Annotated in this window: 21 protein-coding genes and 3 pseudogenes; 11 read left to right on the plus strand and 13 right to left on the minus strand. The window is 36.4% G+C overall.

What is annotated here, in order from left to right:
* The 3 genes and pseudogenes from RCJ93_RS14100 to RCJ93_RS14110 all read left to right on the plus strand — a co-directional run.
* Nucleotides 1–458: pseudogene (locus tag RCJ93_RS14100) on the plus strand (hypothetical protein); the annotation flags it as partial.
* A gap of 148 nt (nt 459–606) precedes the next feature.
* On the plus strand, nt 607–1,284 hold the full coding sequence (locus tag RCJ93_RS14105; protein WP_446739322.1) for a response regulator transcription factor: 678 nt from the start codon (nt 607–609) through the stop codon (nt 1,282–1,284).
* Nucleotides 1,271–2,665, plus strand: a complete 1,395-nt coding sequence (locus RCJ93_RS14110; protein ID WP_446739323.1) for a sensor histidine kinase — start codon at nt 1,271–1,273, stop codon at nt 2,663–2,665. Before RCJ93_RS14105 ends, RCJ93_RS14110 begins: the two co-directional genes overlap by 14 nt.
* A gap of 55 nt (nt 2,666–2,720) precedes the next feature.
* Here RCJ93_RS14110 and RCJ93_RS14115 read toward each other — a convergent pair whose 3' ends face one another.
* Nucleotides 2,721–3,446 carry a 3-ketoacyl-ACP reductase gene (locus RCJ93_RS14115; protein WP_150285352.1) on the minus strand — a complete coding sequence of 242 codons (726 nt, stop codon included), beginning with the start codon at nt 3,444–3,446 and terminating at the stop codon, nt 2,721–2,723.
* Between the two features lie 143 nt (nt 3,447–3,589).
* On the opposite strand from RCJ93_RS14115, the gene RCJ93_RS14120 reads away from it, so the two are divergent.
* From RCJ93_RS14120 to RCJ93_RS14150, 7 genes and pseudogenes are all read left to right on the plus strand, one after another.
* The gene (locus RCJ93_RS14120; protein WP_251648177.1) at nt 3,590–4,168 is read left to right on the plus strand and encodes a hypothetical protein; all 579 of its coding nucleotides are present in this window, start codon (nt 3,590–3,592) and stop codon (nt 4,166–4,168) included.
* Nucleotides 4,169–4,381: 213 nt separating this feature from the next.
* Nucleotides 4,382–5,029, plus strand: a complete 648-nt coding sequence (locus tag RCJ93_RS14125; protein WP_446739324.1) for a GntR family transcriptional regulator — start codon at nt 4,382–4,384, stop codon at nt 5,027–5,029.
* 390 nt (nt 5,030–5,419) lie between these two features.
* Nucleotides 5,420–6,538, plus strand: a complete 1,119-nt coding sequence (locus RCJ93_RS14130) for a M20 metallopeptidase family protein (RefSeq protein WP_251648176.1) — start codon at nt 5,420–5,422, stop codon at nt 6,536–6,538.
* Nucleotides 6,539–6,641: 103 nt separating this feature from the next.
* On the plus strand, nt 6,642–8,054 hold the full coding sequence (locus RCJ93_RS14135; RefSeq protein ID WP_150285349.1) for a YfcC family protein: 1,413 nt from the start codon (nt 6,642–6,644) through the stop codon (nt 8,052–8,054).
* Between the two features lie 179 nt (nt 8,055–8,233).
* Nucleotides 8,234–8,590 carry a M20/M25/M40 family metallo-hydrolase gene (locus RCJ93_RS14140; RefSeq protein ID WP_446739372.1) on the plus strand — a complete coding sequence of 119 codons (357 nt, stop codon included), beginning with the start codon at nt 8,234–8,236 and terminating at the stop codon, nt 8,588–8,590.
* Nucleotides 8,589–9,335, plus strand: a pseudogene (locus RCJ93_RS14145) (M20 metallopeptidase family protein); the annotation flags it as partial. The gene RCJ93_RS14140 and the pseudogene RCJ93_RS14145, both read left to right, overlap by 2 nt.
* 167 nt (nt 9,336–9,502) lie before the next feature.
* Nucleotides 9,503–10,252 (plus strand): hypothetical protein, encoded by a 750-nt coding sequence (locus RCJ93_RS14150; protein ID WP_150285347.1) that lies wholly within the window; start codon nt 9,503–9,505, stop codon nt 10,250–10,252.
* Between the two features lie 37 nt (nt 10,253–10,289).
* Here the strand turns inward: RCJ93_RS14150 and RCJ93_RS14155 are convergent, their stop codons facing one another.
* From RCJ93_RS14155 to RCJ93_RS14190, 8 genes are all read right to left on the minus strand, one after another.
* Nucleotides 10,290–10,829 (minus strand): DUF2812 domain-containing protein, encoded by a 540-nt coding sequence (locus RCJ93_RS14155; RefSeq protein ID WP_446739325.1) that lies wholly within the window; start codon nt 10,827–10,829, stop codon nt 10,290–10,292.
* Nucleotides 10,826–11,143 (minus strand): PadR family transcriptional regulator, encoded by a 318-nt coding sequence (locus RCJ93_RS14160; RefSeq protein ID WP_446739326.1) that lies wholly within the window; start codon nt 11,141–11,143, stop codon nt 10,826–10,828. Before RCJ93_RS14160 ends, RCJ93_RS14155 begins: the two co-directional genes overlap by 4 nt.
* Nucleotides 11,144–11,279: 136 nt before the next feature.
* On the minus strand, nt 11,280–12,203 hold the full coding sequence (locus RCJ93_RS14165) for an AEC family transporter (protein ID WP_446739327.1): 924 nt from the start codon (nt 12,201–12,203) through the stop codon (nt 11,280–11,282).
* Between the two features lie 111 nt (nt 12,204–12,314).
* On the minus strand, nt 12,315–13,607 hold the full coding sequence (locus tag RCJ93_RS14170) for a CitMHS family transporter (protein ID WP_147197521.1): 1,293 nt from the start codon (nt 13,605–13,607) through the stop codon (nt 12,315–12,317).
* A 154-nt stretch (nt 13,608–13,761) separates the two neighbouring features.
* Complete coding sequence (locus tag RCJ93_RS14175) at nt 13,762–14,445, minus strand: response regulator (protein ID WP_150285343.1); 684 nt, start codon at nt 14,443–14,445, stop codon at nt 13,762–13,764.
* A 12-nt stretch (nt 14,446–14,457) separates the two neighbouring features.
* Nucleotides 14,458–16,050 carry an ATP-binding protein gene (locus RCJ93_RS14180; RefSeq protein WP_446739328.1) on the minus strand — a complete coding sequence of 531 codons (1,593 nt, stop codon included), beginning with the start codon at nt 16,048–16,050 and terminating at the stop codon, nt 14,458–14,460.
* 51 nt (nt 16,051–16,101) lie between these two features.
* Entirely contained in the window at nt 16,102–16,557 is a 456-nt protein-coding gene (locus tag RCJ93_RS14185) for an NUDIX domain-containing protein (RefSeq protein ID WP_446739329.1), read from the minus strand.
* Between the two features lie 181 nt (nt 16,558–16,738).
* Nucleotides 16,739–17,191 carry a MarR family winged helix-turn-helix transcriptional regulator gene (locus RCJ93_RS14190; RefSeq protein ID WP_446739330.1) on the minus strand — a complete coding sequence of 151 codons (453 nt, stop codon included), beginning with the start codon at nt 17,189–17,191 and terminating at the stop codon, nt 16,739–16,741.
* A 261-nt stretch (nt 17,192–17,452) separates the two neighbouring features.
* Between RCJ93_RS14190 and RCJ93_RS14195 the strand changes: the two genes are divergently transcribed.
* Nucleotides 17,453–17,872, plus strand: a complete 420-nt coding sequence (locus RCJ93_RS14195) for an organic hydroperoxide resistance protein (RefSeq protein WP_249775091.1) — start codon at nt 17,453–17,455, stop codon at nt 17,870–17,872.
* Between the two features lie 101 nt (nt 17,873–17,973).
* On the opposite strand, the pseudogene RCJ93_RS14200 reads toward RCJ93_RS14195, so the two are convergent.
* The 4 genes and pseudogenes from RCJ93_RS14200 to RCJ93_RS14215 form a co-directional block, all read right to left on the minus strand.
* A pseudogene (locus RCJ93_RS14200) lies at nt 17,974–18,464 on the minus strand (methylated-DNA--[protein]-cysteine S-methyltransferase).
* The gene (locus RCJ93_RS14205) at nt 18,448–18,684 is read right to left on the minus strand and encodes a DNA-3-methyladenine glycosylase family protein (RefSeq protein ID WP_446739331.1); all 237 of its coding nucleotides are present in this window, start codon (nt 18,682–18,684) and stop codon (nt 18,448–18,450) included. Before RCJ93_RS14205 ends, RCJ93_RS14200 begins: the two are co-directional and overlap by 17 nt.
* Nucleotides 18,684–19,367: a DNA-3-methyladenine glycosylase family protein gene (locus tag RCJ93_RS14210; RefSeq protein WP_446739332.1), complete on the minus strand. Its 684-nt coding sequence runs from the start codon at nt 19,365–19,367 to the stop codon at nt 18,684–18,686. The genes RCJ93_RS14205 and RCJ93_RS14210 overlap by 1 nt, the downstream gene beginning before the upstream one ends.
* Entirely contained in the window at nt 19,351–19,926 is a 576-nt protein-coding gene (locus RCJ93_RS14215) for a bifunctional transcriptional activator/DNA repair enzyme AdaA (protein WP_150285337.1), read from the minus strand. The genes RCJ93_RS14210 and RCJ93_RS14215 overlap by 17 nt, the downstream gene beginning before the upstream one ends.
* Between the last annotated feature and the right edge of the window lie 4 nt (nt 19,927–19,930).

Consider the following 19,930-nt stretch of genomic DNA (forward strand, 5'->3'; position numbering starts at 1 on the left):
TAAACTTCCCTGAACATCCTGGTAAAGGTAAGGTTGAAGCTCCTCTAGACAACCTAGATGCCGCTACTAAGAAGAAGGCTCAAGCTATTCTAGATAAAGAAAAAGATGGCTCTCTTTCTCACGAAGAGGCTCAAAAACAACTTAAAGCTTTAGGCGTAAACTTCCCTGAACATCCTGGTAAAGGTAAGTTCGAATCTCCTCTAGACAACTTAGATGCTGCTACTAAGAAGAAGGCTCAAGCTATTCTGGATAAAGAAAAAGATGGCTCTCTTTCTCATGAAGAGGCTCAAAAGCAGCTTAGTGCTTTAGGTGTCAATTTTCCTGATCACCCGAAAAAAAGAGGAAATAAAGAATTAGAAAAAAGCTTGGATAAGTTAGATGAAAAGACGAAACAAAAAGCACAAAAACTAATTGATCAAGCCCAAGAAGAAATACAAAAGCTTGATTCAAAACGCTAATTATCACATTCAGTAGATATTTTAGGGCTCATACCACTACAACTTAGTTGTGGTGGTATGAGTTTTTTTAAAGAATTCTTTTCTACCGTAAAAGAAAGAAGTACTATAAGAAAAAGACATTACACTATAGAAATGGGGTGTGCCAGATTTGAATATTCTTTTAGCTGAAGATGATTTGCAGCTTGGCGAATTAATTAGCTTTATGTTGAAAAAGAAAGGTGGCTATAAAGTAGATTGGGTCAAGGAAGGCGAAGATGCTTACGTATATGCCACCACCTCCTACTATGATCTCATTATTTTAGATTGGATGATGCCCAATGGGGATGGAATTTCGATTTGCCAAAAGCTAAGAAATGATGGATATACCGGTGCCATTTTAATGCTTACAGCTAAAGATACTGTCAAAGATCGAATTAATGGTTTGGATTCCGGGGCTGATGATTACCTTATAAAGCCGTTTGAAATTGATGAACTTTTAGCACGTTTAAGGGCACTTTCTCGGCGCAACTTTGCCCCACTTATAGAAGATAAAGTATGGATACAGGACCTTCTGTTAAATCGAACAAACCAGACGATCGTTAAAGGTAAAAAAAATATCCAGCTTAGCCCGAGAGAATTTCAGCTACTCGATTTACTAGTTCAAAATAAAGGGCAGGTGCTAACACGAGATATCATATTAGAACGTGTATGGGGTTTTGATGCAGAGGTTTCGTTGAAAACGATAGACGCAACTGTAAAATTGCTACGCAAAAAATTAGAAATAGTTGATCAATATGATTTGCTTAAGAGCATAAGAGGAGTTGGCTATACACTTGAAAATTGCTAAACTACCATTCTCCCGCTTATTCCGTAAAAGAAATATATTTGAACAGACTCAATTTCGTTTAACTGCATTATACAGTGGATTGCTTATGCTCTTCCTCCTTCTCTTTACAGCTGTTGTTTACTTTTTGTTGTATACAACCATTTTTAAGAATCAAGAACGTAATCTTCAAGGAAACTTGAATCATGAAGCTAGAAATATCGAATCCTATCTTCAATCACACAACAATAAAGGGCAGTTGCGCTTTAAATATCAAGATTCTCTTATGAATGATGCAGATCAATTTTTTTATTACATTATGGATAATTCAGGAGAGTTAGTACTAGGTAATGAAGTCATACCTAGTATGCGTGATAACTTACTTAAAACTCTTACTAAAAAACAAGAGAATCAAGAAAATATGTACCAAGAAACAGTTCAGGCAGAGTTTCCAAAAAGGGGTCAGTTTACCGATAATAAAGATGCCTTTCAACCCATTAAAACAACAAACAACATCCGCTTACTCATTGCTAAACACTCTATTAACTACCATGGTGAAGTGATCGGCACCTTATATATTGGCAAAGATATCTCAGTTGTACACCAAATATTCAAATGGCTCTTACTCATATTATTAGGATTAGTTCTGCTCTTTTCAGTGATTGCCCTTATTATTAGCCACTATATGTCGAAAAAAGCTATGATTCCAATAACGTATGCCTTTTCAAGACAACAAGAGTTCACTGCAGATGCTTCGCATGAGTTGCGTACTCCCTTAAGTGTGATGCTATCATCTATCAACGCTTTAGAATTAGTTATAGATTTAGAGGAAGAGTCCTATGAAAAAAAGATTATTTTAGGAATGAAGAAAGAAGTTAAAAGAATGACTAGATTGGTGAGTGATTTACTAACACTGGCACGTTCGGGCAGTGATGCTATTGAACTTAAAAAAGAAACATTTGATCTTCAACCTATTGTCGAAGAAGTCATAAACTCTGTTTGTCCACTTGCAGAAGCTAAGGAAATCAACCTTCATTATGACACGCCTAAGCAATTAATCCTTACAGGAGATCCCCAAAGATTAACTCAACTTCTTTATATTTTATTGGATAATGCGATTAAGTATAATCGAAGTGGTGGAGAGACAAGTCTTTCCCTCTCCATACGTGATAAAGAGCTGTGGGTGACAGTGAAAGATACAGGCATAGGGATTGATCCGGCTAATTATAACCGGATTTTTGAGCGCTTCTATCGCGCAGACCAGGCTCGCTCTCGTGAACTCGGTGGTTATGGCCTCGGCCTCTCCATTGCCAAGTGGATTGTGGAGTCTCATGACGGCACAATTCAAGTGAAAAGTGAACTAGATAAAGGAAGCACGTTTATTGTTCGTCTACCTATCCAGTAGGTTGATATAAATAATAAAGGAGTTGATGATATAAAAATCACCAACTCCTTTTTCATTAAAATGGATTTGTTGCAATAAAGCTAGCTGTTTTAATGTACATGCGTGAATTTAGTTTTAATTGGCTTACAATGAATTCAGCAAGATCTTCAGCCTGAATAAATTTAGATTCGTCATTGTCTTTAATTAAGCTTAGATCAAGCGCCAAATCTGTCGCTACTGTACTTGGGGTTAATGCAGATACACGAATATTATTACGGCGTACTTCTTGTGCAAGCGATTCTGTGAAACCAATCACAGCAAATTTGGATGCACTATATGCACTTGATGTTGCTGCTCCTCCCAAGCCGCTTGTAGAAGAAATATTGATAATATCTCCGCCATTTTTTTCAATTAATTGTGGCAATACTGCACGAGTTACATAATATGTGCCCATTAAATTAGTATCGATGATGCGTTTCCATTCTTCTGGATCCATTTCTAGAACACTAGCGAATGTTGCAACACCTGCACTGTTAATCAAAATGTCTGCTTGTCCTAATTGATTTGTCAAAGCTTCAACAGCCTCTTCAACCTGCTGTTTATTGGCTACATCAGCAACTGCATAAGCTGCTTTTACACCAGTGTTTTCAATTTCTTTTACTACTTCTTTTAAAGTCTCTTCTGTTCTGGCAAGCAATCCTACATTTACGCCTTCTTTAGCTAAAGCGATAGCTGTTGCTTTGCCGATGCCGCGAGCACCACCCGTAATAAATGCTATTTTGCCTTTTAATGATTGTGTCATCATACCAGCTCCTTGTTACAATATTTTTTAAGTATACTATGTCCGATAGATTCTGGCTAAAAGGATGCTTATAGATAATTTAAGACACCTAATTAACCATAATATGGACGTTTATAAAGACGTTCCTTTGGCAATGGTTACTTATGTTTGGACTAAAAGATCTTTTGTCTCTTGTCATCTCAGCCTTTATCATCTTGCCTGTGGTCTTGTTAATTAGGGAATCGGGATATCTTATTGTCAGCTGGTTATTTGGGGTTATAAATCCAAGGGTAACCATTGGCACTGGTCCCCGGATCTTTAAAATTGGCATGATTGATATTCGTAAATATTATCATTTGTATAGCTGGTTTTCCTATGATGGGATCAAACGGAAGAGCAACTTTGCATATGTCTGCATCTATGCAGGCCCTATTATAGCCAATCTAACTGTAGCTTTTTTGATTAATTTTTCTGTAGCACATGGATGGGGAGAGGAGTATAAGACTTTTTTAGATCGATTTGTGTTTTATGCTATTTATTATGTAATGTTCGATATAATTCCGATGATTACAACCAATTCTAAACCCAATAATGGAATGATTATCTATGAAATGCTCCGCTATGGCAAACGGGTAGACTTTAATAATGAAGCATTTCTTCCATCCACTTCAGAAGTAGAAAAGGAATACCAAGAGTATATAGAACAATTAGAGGAAATAAAAAAGGAAAGAAAAGAAAAATAGCATAACTATACCTCTTTAGTTCTAATAAGGTGTACCTCATGGAAAGAGGTACACCTTTTAAATTGCCACGACTACTGACTACAAAGAACATTTTAGAAAATACCAGCTCTTCCAGTTAGATAGAGTTCGTTTTATAATGAATAGAACGACAGTTAGATATTTTGTTTATATTTTCAATTAATGTTAACCAAATAAATAGCGGAGGTATTTTAAATGAGTCAGTACTTGTTATTGAAAGACCATGTTTATAATTATATTGTGGAACAAATTAACAATAACGAACTTCTTAGCGGCAGCAAAGTCAATGAGAGTGCAATTAGCGAAAGTTTAAATGTAAGCAGAACACCTGTTAGAGAGGCTTTAATTCAACTATCCTCAGATGGATTGTTAGAATATGTTCCAAGAAAAGGTTTTGTGATAAAGGGATTAACAAAGGAAGAAGCAAAAGAAACCTTCTTGATTATTGGAACGCTCGATGGACTAGCCGCATCTCTTACAGCACCATTACTTAATGAGAAACATCTAAAAGAAATGGAGTTTTATGTGCAAAGCATCGATCTGGCAATTAATACGGAAAACTTCAATATGTATCATAAAATGCAAGAAGAATTTCACAACGTATACCTTTCCATTTGTCCCAACAAAAGTATTGTAGGCTTGCTTCACCAATTAGAAAAGAAATTCTTAAAAAATATGTACAATCTAGAGAATGTTGAATTCACAAAGGAAAAGCTTAGACAGACAAATATTGAACACAAAAAGATGATCGAATTATTCAGAGCTGGAGATATCGACGTATTAGAAAAACACATGAGAGATGTTCATTGGAATTCAGATAAGATTGATATTATTCCCTTATAGGATTGCGGGTATTTATTCAACTCTTCTATTATTCGCTATCTCTTGAAGTGACCCCCACTTCCTCCGTCGAAGTGGGAAGCTGCGTGTAATATAGATGATTAGATAAAGATAATCTATATATGCCCTGTAAATGTTTTATAAACGTACAGATTTCCTTCTTCATTACCACCCTTTCTATTCACTTTGACCTTTCCGTTGTTTCAAAAATAAATCTATCCCAAATTTTAAAAATCACCCTATTATGCAATGTCCCATTCTGTTAATACATTTCTTATATTTAATTTCCTCATTCGAAGGGACCAACAATAGTTGGACTTTTCGAATTATTTTTTATTGAAAAACATAAAATATAATGTACAATATACAATATACTTTATAGGGGGTTTGCAAATGAATATACAAAACTATGAAGCCGCAAAGAAATTAAGGCATGAATTGCACCAGCATCCTGAACTATCCAATGAAGAGCATTGGACAAAGCAACATTTAATCCAATTCTTGAAAGCGCATACAAATAACCTTGAGATTATTGATAAAGGAAATTGGTTTTATGCTGCTTTCCATGCTGGAGAAGATAAGCAGAATATTGCCTTTAGAGCTGACTTTGACGCATTGCCTATGGACGAAGTCATTGATGTTCCATGGGCTTCGAAGTTTCCAGGAAAGGCGCATAAATGCGGACATGATGGTCATTCTGCTACGTTGGCGGGATTTGCCCTTGAAATTGATCAGAATGGAGCTGAGAATAATATATATTTTCTCTTCCAACCTGCTGAAGAAACGGGCGATGGTGCCATTCAATGCGTTGATTTTATTGTAGAAAATAATATTGATGAGATTTTTGCCTACCATAATATGAGTGGCCTTCCCTATCAATCGGTCAATATCATAGACGGTACCATGCTTTGTGCTTCCAAAGGTATGTCCATATATTTTAAAGGGTTGCCAGCGCATGCTAGTCAACCGGAAGAAGGAACCAATCCTTCTATTGCAATTGCCAATATCGTAAGAGAAATTCCGACATTCATTTCACCCCAAAAGAACGATGGCTTAATTTTATGTACAGTTGTTCAAGTTGATATCGGTGAAAAAGCATTTGGGATTGCTGCCTCCAAAGGGGTCATTCGGTTAACAATACGCGCTTTATATGAAAAAGAATTAGATCAGCTTCAACAAAATCTCGTAAACTTCGCTGAAGAACAGGCCAAAGAATATGGATTGGAAGTAGCTTTCGAGTATAATGATGAGTTTCCAGAAACCGCTAATCATAATGAGAGCGCAGAAAAAATACGAAATGCAGCCAAAGCAAAAGGGATGAAATTAATTGAATTAGAAGAAGCATTCCGTGGATCCGAAGATTTCGGCCATTTTACAAAGCTTACAAAGGGCTCTTATTGCTTTATCGGTAATGGTGAGGATTATCCTCAAGTTCATACACATGAATATGATTTCCGAGATGAACTAATAGAAACAGGAGTAGAATTATTTATGGGTATAGCTCATGGTTAAAATCAAACGGCGACGCCTAATGGGGATTAGGGCTGATAGCATTTGATCTACAAGCTAGTATGCTTTTTCTGAAAAGCTACCTAGGGAATTGGGAGGACAATGTATGTTTAAAAAAGGGGAAAAAAAGGGGTTTAGCTTTCCACATGTTTATATTATGTTTTTGCTCGTCATGTTGCTAGTAGTCATCCTTTCATGGATTGTACCAAGCGGCGAGTATGAACGTACTGTAGATCCAAAAACCGGTATTACCAAACTCAATACGGATGTGTTTCATTATATCCAAAACAAAAATCCTATTTCGTTTATGGACTTCTTTACAGCATTACATAATGGAGTTGTACAGTCGGCGGATATTATAGTGATGTTGCTCTTTGCTAGCGGAGCACTTTATATCCTTGAAAAATCCGGAGCTATCGCTGCGGGTATTCATAAGCTGTTGCAGATTGCAGAGGGAAAGGAAAAGCTAATCATTATTGCATTGCTTACTTTATTTTCTATCCTAGGAACAATTGGCTTTGGTGAGGGTGGCATACCTTTTATCCCTCTCGCAATGGCTGTCATCATGGGAATGGGTTATGACCGAATTACGGCTTTCGCTACGTCGACAATTGGTTTAGCCATTGGTTTTACATCAGGCGTAGTTAATTTTTATACTACTGGCGTAAGCCAAACAATTGTTGGCTTGCCAATCTATTCAGGGCTCATTTTTCGAATTGTTTCATTGATTGTCTTTTTGATTATTTCTGCAATATATATACTGCGATATGCAAATAAAACAAAAGCAGATGTTACAAAAAGTATTGTACGTGATGAATATATAGAGCAGCTGGATCATACTAAAAAAGCTGAATATGAAGAAGAAGTATTTACATGGCCAAGGAAAGTGGCATTAATCGGACTTGTCGCTGTTTTAATAGGCAGTGCCTTTGGAGCTATACGCCTTGGATGGGGAATGCCTGAGCTATCCTCCATCTATGCTATTTATGCCATCTTCTTAATTATCGTATTGCGATTAAATCCAAGTGATGCTGCTGAAACATTTGGTATAGGCGCTGCTCGTCTACTACCTACGGGACTAGCTATAGGGTTCGCACGTTCTGTGATGATACTGATGGATCAAGCAAAAATAATTGATACAGCTGTTCACGCATTGTCTGGCATGCTTAGTCACACGGGATCAATCATTACCCTGCTTGTCTTATTTATTGTAGTGATTTTCTTTAATTTCTTTGTGGTTTCAGGAAGCGGAAAAGCGATGATTTTAATGCCGATCATGGGCCCTCTTGGAAAAATATTAGGTATCAATCAACAAGTAATGGTTGTCGTTTACCAATTTGGAGATGGTTTTACAAATTATTTATGGCCAACCTCTGGAGGCTTAATGGCGGCTCTTGGCATGTCTAATGTAAGTTACTCCGATTGGGTGAAATTTTCATTAAAATTATTCCTATTGCTGCATTTTGCGGCATTTATCTTAATCGTTATCGCTAATTCCATCGGGTTGGGTCCTAATTAATGATTTTCTATTACGCTTTTACTAATTAAAGGAGGAAGCTAGGATGATTGATTTTTTTTGAGGAAGCAAAGAACTATGAAGAACAAATTATTAAGGATCGTCGACACTTACATCAACACCCTGAAATTGGTTTTGATTTACCACAAACGCAAAAATATATTCAAGATCGATTAGATGAAATGAAAATATCCTACAAGTCATGTGGGACTGTGCCGGATGAGGTCAGAGAAAAATATATCAAAGCAGGATTTGGTGCACAAGACAATTGTACAGGCGTTGTAGCAACGATTGGTTATGGAGCTCCCTGTATCCTCCTTCGTGCAGATATGGATGCATTACCTATCCAAGAAGAGGTAGACATTGAGTTTAAATCACAGAAAGAAAATAAAATGCATGCGTGCGGCCACGATTCTCATGTGGCAATGCTATTAGGAGCAGCACAGCTTTTGAAAAATCATGAAGAGGAATTAAGAGGAATTAAGAGGAACTGTAAAACTCTTCTTCCAGCCGGGAGAAGAATGGGGTTTTGGTTCTAAACTGATGATTGATGACGGAGCACTCGAAAACCCAAAAGTTGATGCGGCATTTGGCATCCACATCATGCCAGATCAACAAGCTGGTACTCTATCTGTTAGTAAAGGTACTCTAACACAAGCAATGGATACATACATTGTTGATATTAAAGGGAATGGTGGCCATAGCTCTCAGCCCCACAAAACAGTCGATGCCAATATGATTATGAACCAGCTTTATACAAGTTTGAATCTTCTCTTCACACGCGAGGCAGCACCCGACCAAAACGTAACATTTTCAATAGGGGCCATGAACGGCGGTACAGTAACCAATGTCATCCCTGATAAGGCTGTACTTAGCGGTAATATGCGGAGTTATGATCAAAAAACACGTGATTATCTTTGTGAACGAATTCCTGAAATGATTGATTATGTGGTAAAAGCATGGCGTGGCGAATATTCAATAACAGATTTCCATACACCAACAACTTATAACGATCCTGAATTTATTGATGAGATAACCCCCCTACTTCAAGAAGTAATGGGTAACAAAAATATGGTTGATAATGGTGTTATGAGCGGCTCCGAAGACTTTTCTTACATTTCTCAGGAAGTCCCTTCTGCTTTTGTCGTGTTAGGTACAGGAGAAGAAGGCGCTGCCCCTGTTCATAACCCACGTATGTTCCAAAACGAAGATATTTTTAAGTATGGCGCAGCTTTACACGCAAATGTTGCCATGGGCTGGTTACGTTCTCAGCATAAAAATTAAAAGTTTAAAGCCCTATCCTTCTGACTTTTTTTTAGCGGGATTGGGCTTTCATTCTGTTTCACGTGAAACATTGCTTTTGCTCAGTTCGTGCTACTGGAATGTATTAAACAAAATGCTTATGATGAAATCATTCCTACTCCATTTCTCTCGAAAGGACGTATAAAGCGATGCTAAACGAAATTAAATTGGAGCATTACCTGCCATATATCAATAGCCTGCCTGAATCTAAAATAATTACTAAAGATGACGTATTGAATAGCAACTTTCTCATTGAAAAAGACAACAATATTGAAATGTACTATGCCCCTCACAATGAGTACATTAATCGAGATGCCAAACTAGTTATAGTAGGCATTACTCCTGGCTGGACACAGATGAAGACTGCCCTACTACAAGCCAAAATTTGTTTACGTGAAGGTGATTCAACCGACCAAATTTTAGAACAATCAAAAAGAGCAGCCGGTTTTGCGGGTACAATGAGGGAGAACTTAATTGAGATGCTTGATGAATGTGAAATGAATAAAGCATTTGGGCTTTCGTCAACTCGGCAATTATTCGAGAAACATTTTAACCTTCTACATACCACTTCTGTGATTAAGTACCCTGTCTTTGTGAAGGAAAAGAATTATACAGGGCATACGCCAAAAATTGGCCGTTCTCCCCTATTAACCAATTATGCATATCATATATTTCTTCATGAGCTAAAAGAAATTAAACAAGACTATCTCCTCGTTCCCTTAGGTAAAGCTGTAACAGAAGTCATCTCCGACTTAGCGAAACAGGGAGAGATCCCTATGGAAAGATGTCTTTTTGGATTCCCTCATCCTTCTGGAGCTAACGGCCACCGAAGAAAACAATTTATGCAAAACAAGCATCAACTACAAACGATTGTTAAGAAATTTTCTCAACACATATAGAAAGGATATTACAATCTCAGAATAAATTTAGATAGCCTTACTCAAAAAATTGCTGTTCTTCTTGTAACCCCTTTTTTCTCTTAATTATTTTTACAATCGGAACTGCTATAAGTAATGCAACAGCTATGTTTATTAAGCCAATGGATGCATTAGCTATCCCCATACTTGAATTATCAGTAAAAAGGCTCACATTCGATATACCAAGGGATAAATTCACGAAAAAAAGGATTAGAAAAAAGTTTAAAATGCGCTTATAATAGTCAATTTTTGATTTTGTATCTGTATATATATCAAAGGGTCCCTCTGCTGCTGCCTTTTTCATGTAGACCCAACCGCCAGACTCATGAACGATGGTAATTCTGCTGTCTTTCAGAAATTCAAAGTACTCTTTCTTTTCCAGGTCAGACATCCCAGTGATAAATTCATTACGATAAATACTTTCCCCAGGATCTCCCTTTATAAAAGTAAATCGACCCAAGAGAAACATTTCCAGATGCCAACCACTTTGCGCCATTTCATTAATCCACTTTTCTTCTTTCTCAAAATCTAAATAAAAGCGAAACTTTACCTTCTTCATTGCTGTCTCTCCCCCTTTGTAATGAGTAACCCATTGTGATGCAACTCTTCAAGCCGTTTTATTTCAGCTTCAATCAACAATTTTCCAGATTCTGTAATAACATATTCCTTTTTCCGTCCATCATCATCTAAAGGAACAATCCACTTTCGCTTTACCAATGTCTTTATTGCTCCATAAATCGTGCCTGGACCAAGCTCTACACGTCCATTGCTAAGTTCCGAAACAAATTGCATAATCCCATATCCATGCCTTGGTTCATACAGAGCTAAAAGGATATAATAAACCCCTTCTGTTAAAGGCGCATTCTCTTCCATTATTACACCACCTATCGCCAATCGTTATATCGTCTGTTGATATATACTATATCAGCAGTCGATATAACTGTCAATCTTTTCAAGATACAAAAAGGGAAACCGTTATTTCGGTTCCCCTTCCATTTGACACTGATTATTAAAACAAAATCGTAGATAAATAAATAACAGTTGTGACGGTGACCATGCTAAAAATGGTCGACATCAAAACAACTTGTGCCGCATACTCCGGATGATTATCATATTCCAAAGCAAAAAGTGCGCTGTTTCTTGAGGTTGGGAAGGAACTTGCGATGAACAAAGCCTGCGCCGTCACCCCATCCAATTTCAAAATAAAAATAATCAGCAATGCTACTGCAGGAGATAAAATTAGTCGTCCTACTAAACTCATAAGTAAAGGCAGCGAAAACTGTTTAAGTTGAAGAAATGCACTTTGAGCGCCCAATGTAATTAGAGCTACAGCAAGGAAAGCATTAGAAGAATTTTTAATAGGTTCCCACAAAAAAGAAGGAATCTTTATATGTAAAGTATGAAGAAGCAAGCCTAGCAAGAAGGCATAAATCACTGGGTTTTTTAAAAAGCCGTTCAATGCTTTCCCCTTCGTTTTATCTATTGAAACTGAGTTAAACAAGCCATAGGTATAGGTAAGCAAATTCTGATAAATCATTACAACAATTTGAATAGATGCACCTAATGGATTGTGTTGAAACACAAGCTGGCTGACTGGTAAACCGAAATTCCCAGAGTTAACTAAAACCATACTATTTTTAAATACAGAGGATACTCCTCTATCGAATTTTGCAACTTTCGCAATGCCTCCGCTTAAGATAATCAAGATTATACTTTGTATAATTAAAAATCCCAAAATGTGCAATAATGTTTCGCCGCCAATTTTATTTTCATAAATATTAGTGAAACTGACTGCAGGCATTAGTAAATAAGTATTCAATTTAGATAGAGTGTTCATATCAAATAAAAACTTACGATGGAGATAACCCCCGAGCCCAATTAAGATAAATATGGGCAGTATGACGTTTACTAAAATCTCAAAAAATATAGCCATAAATACCTCCTCAAATTAAATATAAGGCGTCGGTTAAACAACGGTAAATATAATATCCATTTAAACATGAAATTCCAAAAACTCAATGTAGAGAGTTTTTGGAATCAATCGTTAGATAGGAATAATGGAGAAAATAAGGGCTACTAAAATCATTACAGCTGTAGCTCCGCATGCCCATTTCAAGAAGGTACGTTGTAGACTACCAAAATCTTCGCCCACCATTCCTACTAATAAGTACGTGGATGGCACAAGAGGACTTAATAAGTGTACCGGCAACCCTAATAATGATGCCCGCCCAATCATAGCTGGATCAATTCCATAACCGCTTGCTGCTTTGGCGAGTAACGGTAATACCCCGTAGTAAAAGGCATCATTGGACATAAAGAATGTAAAAGGTGCACTAATGATGGCAGTAATTATAGCAAAGTGTGACCCCAAGGCATCTGGAATATGCGTAATAACCACATTAGCCATAGCATCAACCATCTTTGTTCCGGAAAGTATTCCTGTGAATACGCCAGCTGCAAATACCATGGAAACTACGGACAATGCATTATCTGCGTAGTGCATGACCCTTTCTTTTTGTTCTTTTAAATTCGGATAATTCATTGTAATAGCAATAGCAAAACCAATCATAAACAAGACAGTAGTTGGCAAAACTTCACGAATCAATGCTACTAACAGGATGATTGTCAGTAAGTAGTTGATCAGTATAAGTTTGGGTCTCTTTAGACTTTCATCAGCCGTCGTTGCTGCTGCCATCGCTTCTGTACCATAGTTAATTTCTAATACACCCGTTCTTTTACGTTCCTTTTTACCAAGGGTGTAAGCCATAAACAAAACAAACAATACTCCGCCAATCATACTTGGGATGACGGGTGTAAAGATATCCCCCATCTCCAAATTCAATGCCGTCATCGCTCTTGCTGTAGGGCCTCCCCACGGAAGAAGATTCATTACACCAGAAGCTGAAACCGCAATTCCCGCAAGTACTAATGGTTTCATTCCGATACGTTTGTAAAGTGGTAGCATTGCTGAAATAGTAATCATATATGTGGTAGTTCCATCTCCATCAAGTGAGATTAATAAAGCAAGTACAGCTGTACCAATTGCGATTTTTACAGGATCACCTTTTACGACCTTTAAAATTGTATTAATAATAGGATCGAATACCCCTGCATCAATCATAATGCCAAAAAAGAGAATAGCAAATAAAATCATAATCCCAGTAGGTGCCACACTCTTGATTCCCTCTAATGCCATAGGACCCATATCTTTGCCGAATCCCCCAAATAAGGCAAAAACAATTGGAACCACTATCAGAGCAATCATTGCAGATAAGCGTCTGGTCATAATGAGCACCATGAATGTTATAATCATTAAAAATCCTAATGTTGCAAGCATTATTCTTCACCCCTTTTATAAGTAAATTAATAATATATAATTTTCTGTTTACTGAAAACGTTTTCAAATTAAAGTTATTATTGTACATAATGCTATATTTTGTTCATATTGTTCATGAAGCACAAAAAAAGAAGGCTATATTTAATAGCCCTCTTTAAACAGGATAATATTTTCTTTCCGGTCTTCCAACGATACCATATACAACCTCAGCTTTGGCTTCATTTATCGATGAAAGATACTCCAAATATCGGCGCGCAGTAATTCGTGAAGCTCCAATTTCTTTTGCTACTTCCTCTGCTGAAAGTCCCATTCGCTTTGTAAGAAGAACAGCCTGGACCTTCTCTAAGGTTATTTCATCTATTCCTTTTGGAAGTCCTGAATTTTTCTTCATCTTTTGATCGAAACTTTTTCCAAAAAGTAGATCTACATAAGTTTGGTTTATCTCCTGATTCGACATAAGTATAGAATGTCTTTTTATATATTCTGAGATAACTTCATCAAAGCGTTCCCTATTGACTGGTTTAATTAAATAATGGATTACTCCGTAATTTAGTGCCGTTTCAATAAATACTTTATCAGTAGCAGCCGTAATCATAATAATGTCTACCTTAGGGAAGTCCTTTCGGATAAGGGGCAGTAAATCTGTGCCCATCATATCGGGAAAAAATACATCTAAAATTAATAAATCCGGCTGCTTTAACTTAATTAATTCAAGGGTTTGTTCACCGTTTAACGCCTTTCCAACTACCTCTATTTCATCAAATGTTGATAAGTATTTTTCATGTATATCCGCAATCCGGAAATCATCTTCTGCAATAACTGCTTTTATTCTGTTCATGTTTTCTCCCCTTTATAAATATTTAGGAAGATAGACGGTAAATATCGTTCCGGTTTCTAGCGTACTTTGAACCTCAATCATGCCATTCATCTCTGCAGCAGCCTTTTCTGCATTCGAAAGACCATATCCTCTTGCTTCCATCCTATCTGAATCTTTCGTAGTAAATCCTTTTTGGAAAAGATATGTTAAATTTTCTTCTTTAATCCCCTTTCCATTGTCAGCAATTTCAAAGATAATATCACTTCCAATGTCAGTAGTGAAGAATTTTACAGTTGGAATGTCAGAATCTAACACAGCTTCAAAAGCATTTTCAATTAAATTACCTAGGATAATAATTAAATTTGACAGTTTTATATGAGAAGGAAGAGAGTCTAAATAGCTATCTTGGGCTATATCAAACGCAATCTTCTTTTCCGATGCCTTTCCTAGTTTGCCTAGGAGGATAGCCTGAACTTTTGTATCTTTTATTTGTTTAAAGACAATAGAATTTTGAATCTGAAGCATCTGTGTTTCTTGATGGAGCATATCAATCGCTTCTTTGTACTCTCCTAGCTCTAGCAATCCCATCAATACGTATAATTTATTAGTAAATTCGTGGGTTTGTGCACGAAGGTCCTCTGAATAACTCTTTACTTCAGATATTGTGTTGACCATTTGTTCAATTTCCGTTTTATCTCGGAAAGAGGCCACTACTCCAATATTCCCCTTTTTATTATAAAGAGGTGTACAATTCACAATGATTGTTTTTTCCTTCCACACTATTTCTTTATCTATTTGAGGCGTTCCTGTTCTGATCACTTCATATAGATATTCAGAAGGAAAAAGGTCATCTACCTTAAAGTCGATGACAGATCCTTGAATGTTCAAGAGGTTTTTAGCAGTTTGATTCATCGTGGTAACGAACCCCTCCTGGTCAATGGCCAGAATCCCTTCTTTCACAGCATGTAATATGGCCTCCTGCTCTCTATAAAGCCGAGCGATTTCATATGGTTCTAAACCCATGGTATCCTTGCGAATGTTACGACCGAGTAATGAACTGCCAACCAGGGATATAATTAACGCAATGAGAGAGACATATAGAACTTTAATAATGTTTTTCTTTGCCTGCTCATGAACATCTTCAAGTAAAAAACCTACTGATACAATTCCAATAATCTCGCCTTTTTTATTGTAAATGGGCGATTTTCCTCTAATAGAAGGGCCGAGCGATCCATTTGATTTTGATACATAGTATTTCCCACCCTGAAGAGCTTTTTCGTTATCTCCGCCCTTCATTTTTTTACCAATCATTGCTTGTAGAGGATGAGAGTACCTGACCCCATTCCTATCTCCTACAACAATAAATTCAGCACCTGTTTCTTTACGGATTTTTTCTGCAATGGGTTGTATTTCACTGGATGGATTTTTTGTTTGTAAAGCAGTAATAATAGTCGGCATAAAAGAGACTGTTTTAGATAACTCTAAGGCCATTCTTCCTTTATTATCCTCTATCTGATTACTTTCCATATAGCTATAAAACACAGTTAACAGCAAAATTAACAACAGCCCTAAGGCAAAAACGAGGCCAAATATTTTCGTCTGTAAAGATATCCTTTTGAAGTTCAATAGGGGTTTCTCCTTTGTTTGAATATACCTATCTTTCAATAAGTGTTATATTCACTGCCACTTTACTTGTCTTGATTCCTGTTCATTCCAAACCCCAAATCCTTCTGAATACTTTTTCTCTAAAAACATAGGTAACCTTTCTTTCATTCCTTCAGCAAAATTCAGTTTTGGTAACTCCTCCGTATCTACCCAAAAAATACGGCCTTCATCTGTGCTATCTAGCAAAGTTCCGCTAAAATCCTCTGTTCTATAATTAAAAACAAAATACTTTTCGCCTGTTTCATCGTTATACAAATATATAATTCCACAGGCTTCTAAATTAGAGATGGTTAACCCTGTCTCTTCTTTTATTTCTCTAATCGTTGAATTAATTAGACTTTCGCCGTCCTCAACCTTTCCACCAGGAAAAGAAATACCCTTCCAAGACTTAATCCGATCAAGAACTAAAACTTTATTATTCTCTTTATCATAAATCATACACATATTGGTTAATGTTGTCCTAGTCACAAAATAATCCCCCAGCTTCACACTTTTATCAATTATCGCCTATGTACTACTTTATCTCATAATTTCTTTTATATATTAACATAAGCCTAAATAGACAATTCAAACAAATAGCACCTCTACATGATTAGAGGTGCTGGCATTTTTCTTCCTATAGCGTGGTTGAATTCATCTTTGCTTTTTATTATTTCTTAAGCGATTCATTTTGTTGCTTTAATTTCTTTTGAAGAAGGTTTAATTGATTCATCAATTCTTCATACTCTTCAAATTCAATATTACATGGTTTAACGTCAGCCGAGATTTTCGTGATAATGGCTTGTTTTTCTTTGAGAGCTTTTGGTTGCAGGTATATAGAGACTTTTCGTTCGTCTACTGTTGAACGCTCTCTTCTTACCCAATCATTCGCTTCCATCCTTTTAATCATTGGCGTTAAGGTACCTGTACCTAAATTTAACCGATTGCCCAATTCCTTTGCCGTAAGACCATCTTTTTCCCATAGCACTAATAAGGCTAGGTATTGAGGATAGGTAAGGCCAAATGGCTGAAGCACCTTTGCATATAATTTGTTAAATTGGCTGCTCGCTTCGTAGATTGAAAAACAAAGTTGGTTTTCTAAAGTAAAAAAATCATCCAACATGCTCATTCCTTTATATACAATAATATTATTTTTTCTCTTCCCATTCCTATATAACAAAAACTTATACTTTACTATTATGTACCTTATCAAGAGATACTAAAAATTTAAACGTCTGCGATTAAGTTTAGGCGCTTTATTTGAGGGTATCAAGGTAAAATACAAATTTTAATCAAAAAGGGATGTAATTGTTGACTCTTTCATTTAAATCTTATAAGATTTAATCGTACACGATTTAAATTTAAACAAAAGGTGGGAATGTACATGACAGTTTTATACACAGCAAGCGCAACAGCAGTAGGCGGTAGATTAGGTAGAGTAGTTTCATCAGACAATGTATTAGACCTAGATTTAAAGACACCAAAAGAGCTAGGTGGACCAGGCGGTTATGGTACAAACCCTGAACAATTATTTGCGGCTGGTTACTCTGCTTGCTTTGATTCAGCATTAAACCTTGTCATCAAAACACAAAGAGTAAAAGAGGTAACATCAACTGCAGTCACAGCAAATGTTTCCATTTTCAAAGGTGAAAACAATGGATTTAAACTTTCAGTGGAATTAGAGGCTGAAGTTGAGGGTGTCGATAAAGAAACAGCTCAAAAACTTGTAGAGGCAGCTCATCAAGTATGTCCTTACTCCAATGCAACAAGAGGTAATATTGAGGTAACTCTTAAAGTAGTTTAATGAATGCAAAACAGCTCTGTCGTCATTAGTTGATATAGAAGAGTTCCCTTTTACGAGGGATCCCTTCTTTTTTGTTCATCGATCTATACTTTTACGTTATTTCACTGTTCTTTAACGTATGTTTCCTCATGCTGAAGCAGCCATTCTTTTCTCCATTGCCCTCCTACATAGCATAACCAGTTAATTTCCCATTAGAACCGATCACTCTGTGACAAGGAAGGACAATACTTAACCTATTTTTTCCATTTGCATTTCCTACAGCGCGAGTAGCTTTTTCATTCCCTATGGATATGGCAATTTCCTTGTAGGATCTTTTTTCTGCATAGGGAATTTCTTTTAACGCCTCCCATACTGTCCTTTGAAAGCCAGTTCCTTCTAATGCATAGGGAAAAGAAAAATTCCGACGATATCCTTTAAAATACTCATCTAACTGGGTGTAGCAAGCTTTTACAACAGATGGTGTTTCCTCCATTAAAAATTCTTCTGTGATGTCCTCTTCAGAAAATAAAATTGAATAGATCGCTTCGTTCGTCCCAATTATTTCAATTAATCCAATTGGTGATTTGTAATACATTTTATAAGTCTTCATCATACAAGGACCTCCAAAGATAAAAGGTAGCATACGCCTTCCACCCTTTCCAATGTTCTGCAAATGCTTCTATCTCTTCTATAGATGGCTTTTTCTCAAGCCCTAACTGTTTCTTTAGCGCATTGTGAAGGCCAACATCTGCAATGGGAAAGGCGTCGGCATAGTGTAGACATCTCATTAATACATAATCTGCCGTCCATGGACCAATACCTCTTATCTTCATTAAGGACTTGCGTATTTGCTGAAAATCTTTTTTCCCTTAAGTAACCTCACTTTATTCAAGTCGCCATTTACCATTGCTTTAGCAATATCAATAATATATTCTCCCTTCCTCTGCGTAAATTGAAGTTCTCTTAAATCATCGATGTGGAGGGATGCTATTTTTTCAAATGTGGGGAATAACCAAAATGTATCTCCTTCAAAGTTCAAGCTTTCACCGTATTTTTCAGTAAAACGTTTTTTTAATGTGTATGCAAATGTTAAATTAATTTGCTGCCCCATAATTGCCCATACGAGCGCTTCAAACAACTCTGGAATACATACAATCCGTAAACCATAATATTTATGGACAAGTGTCTGTAAGACTTGATCTTGAGCAGCCAACTGATAAAATACCTTTAATTCCTGATCAAAATCGAACCATTCCCATATATAAGCTGCTACTTTTTGTCGTAAATCAATTGATGGAGGGCTTATAGGGAATTCAATATTTAAGGAACAATTGCCCCATCCAATTCTACATAAAATGAAAGAATGATCCACCTTTATTAATTTATATAAAAATCCCTCTTTAATCTGGTGAGTTTCTTCTAATTTAGATCTACCCAAATAGAGTAAACACTCTTCAAAATTAAATTCATGTGGAGGATAAATTTCCAAATATGTCTCTTTATCCTTCCAATTCATTTACACAACCCTTTCGAAATTCACTTGGAGAACAATTTTTCAAACTTCGAAACACCTTATAAAAATTAGAGGGGCTCTGAAATCCTACTTCATAACAGATCTCTAAATTTGTCATAGAGGTATGACTTAATAGGTGGGCTGCTTTATCTATTCGAATTTTTTCTAGATACATACGTGGTGTCTCAGAGGTCTCCTGTTTAAATATGCGTTCTAAATAAAATGGACTTACACCAATTTCATTTGCAATATCCTTCAGTATCAACGATTGTTTATAATTGTTAACTAGGAATGTAATTACATTTCTCACAAGTTCAATATGTGGGGAGTGCTCAACTTCTGGCTGACATCTTTTGCAAGGTCGATAACCAGACTTTTCAGCTTCATTCATTTCAATATAGAATTCAACATTTATTTTTTTAGGTTTTCTTGATCTACAGGAAGGACGACAGTAGATTTTCGTTGTCTTGACTGCGGTAAAAAACAGCCCATCATATTTCCGATCACAGGCGATGATTTTCTCCCACATCTCTTCAAAAGAAAGATTGATATTAGTTTCCATGTAC

The organism is Rummeliibacillus sp. BSL5, from assembly GCF_052928305.1.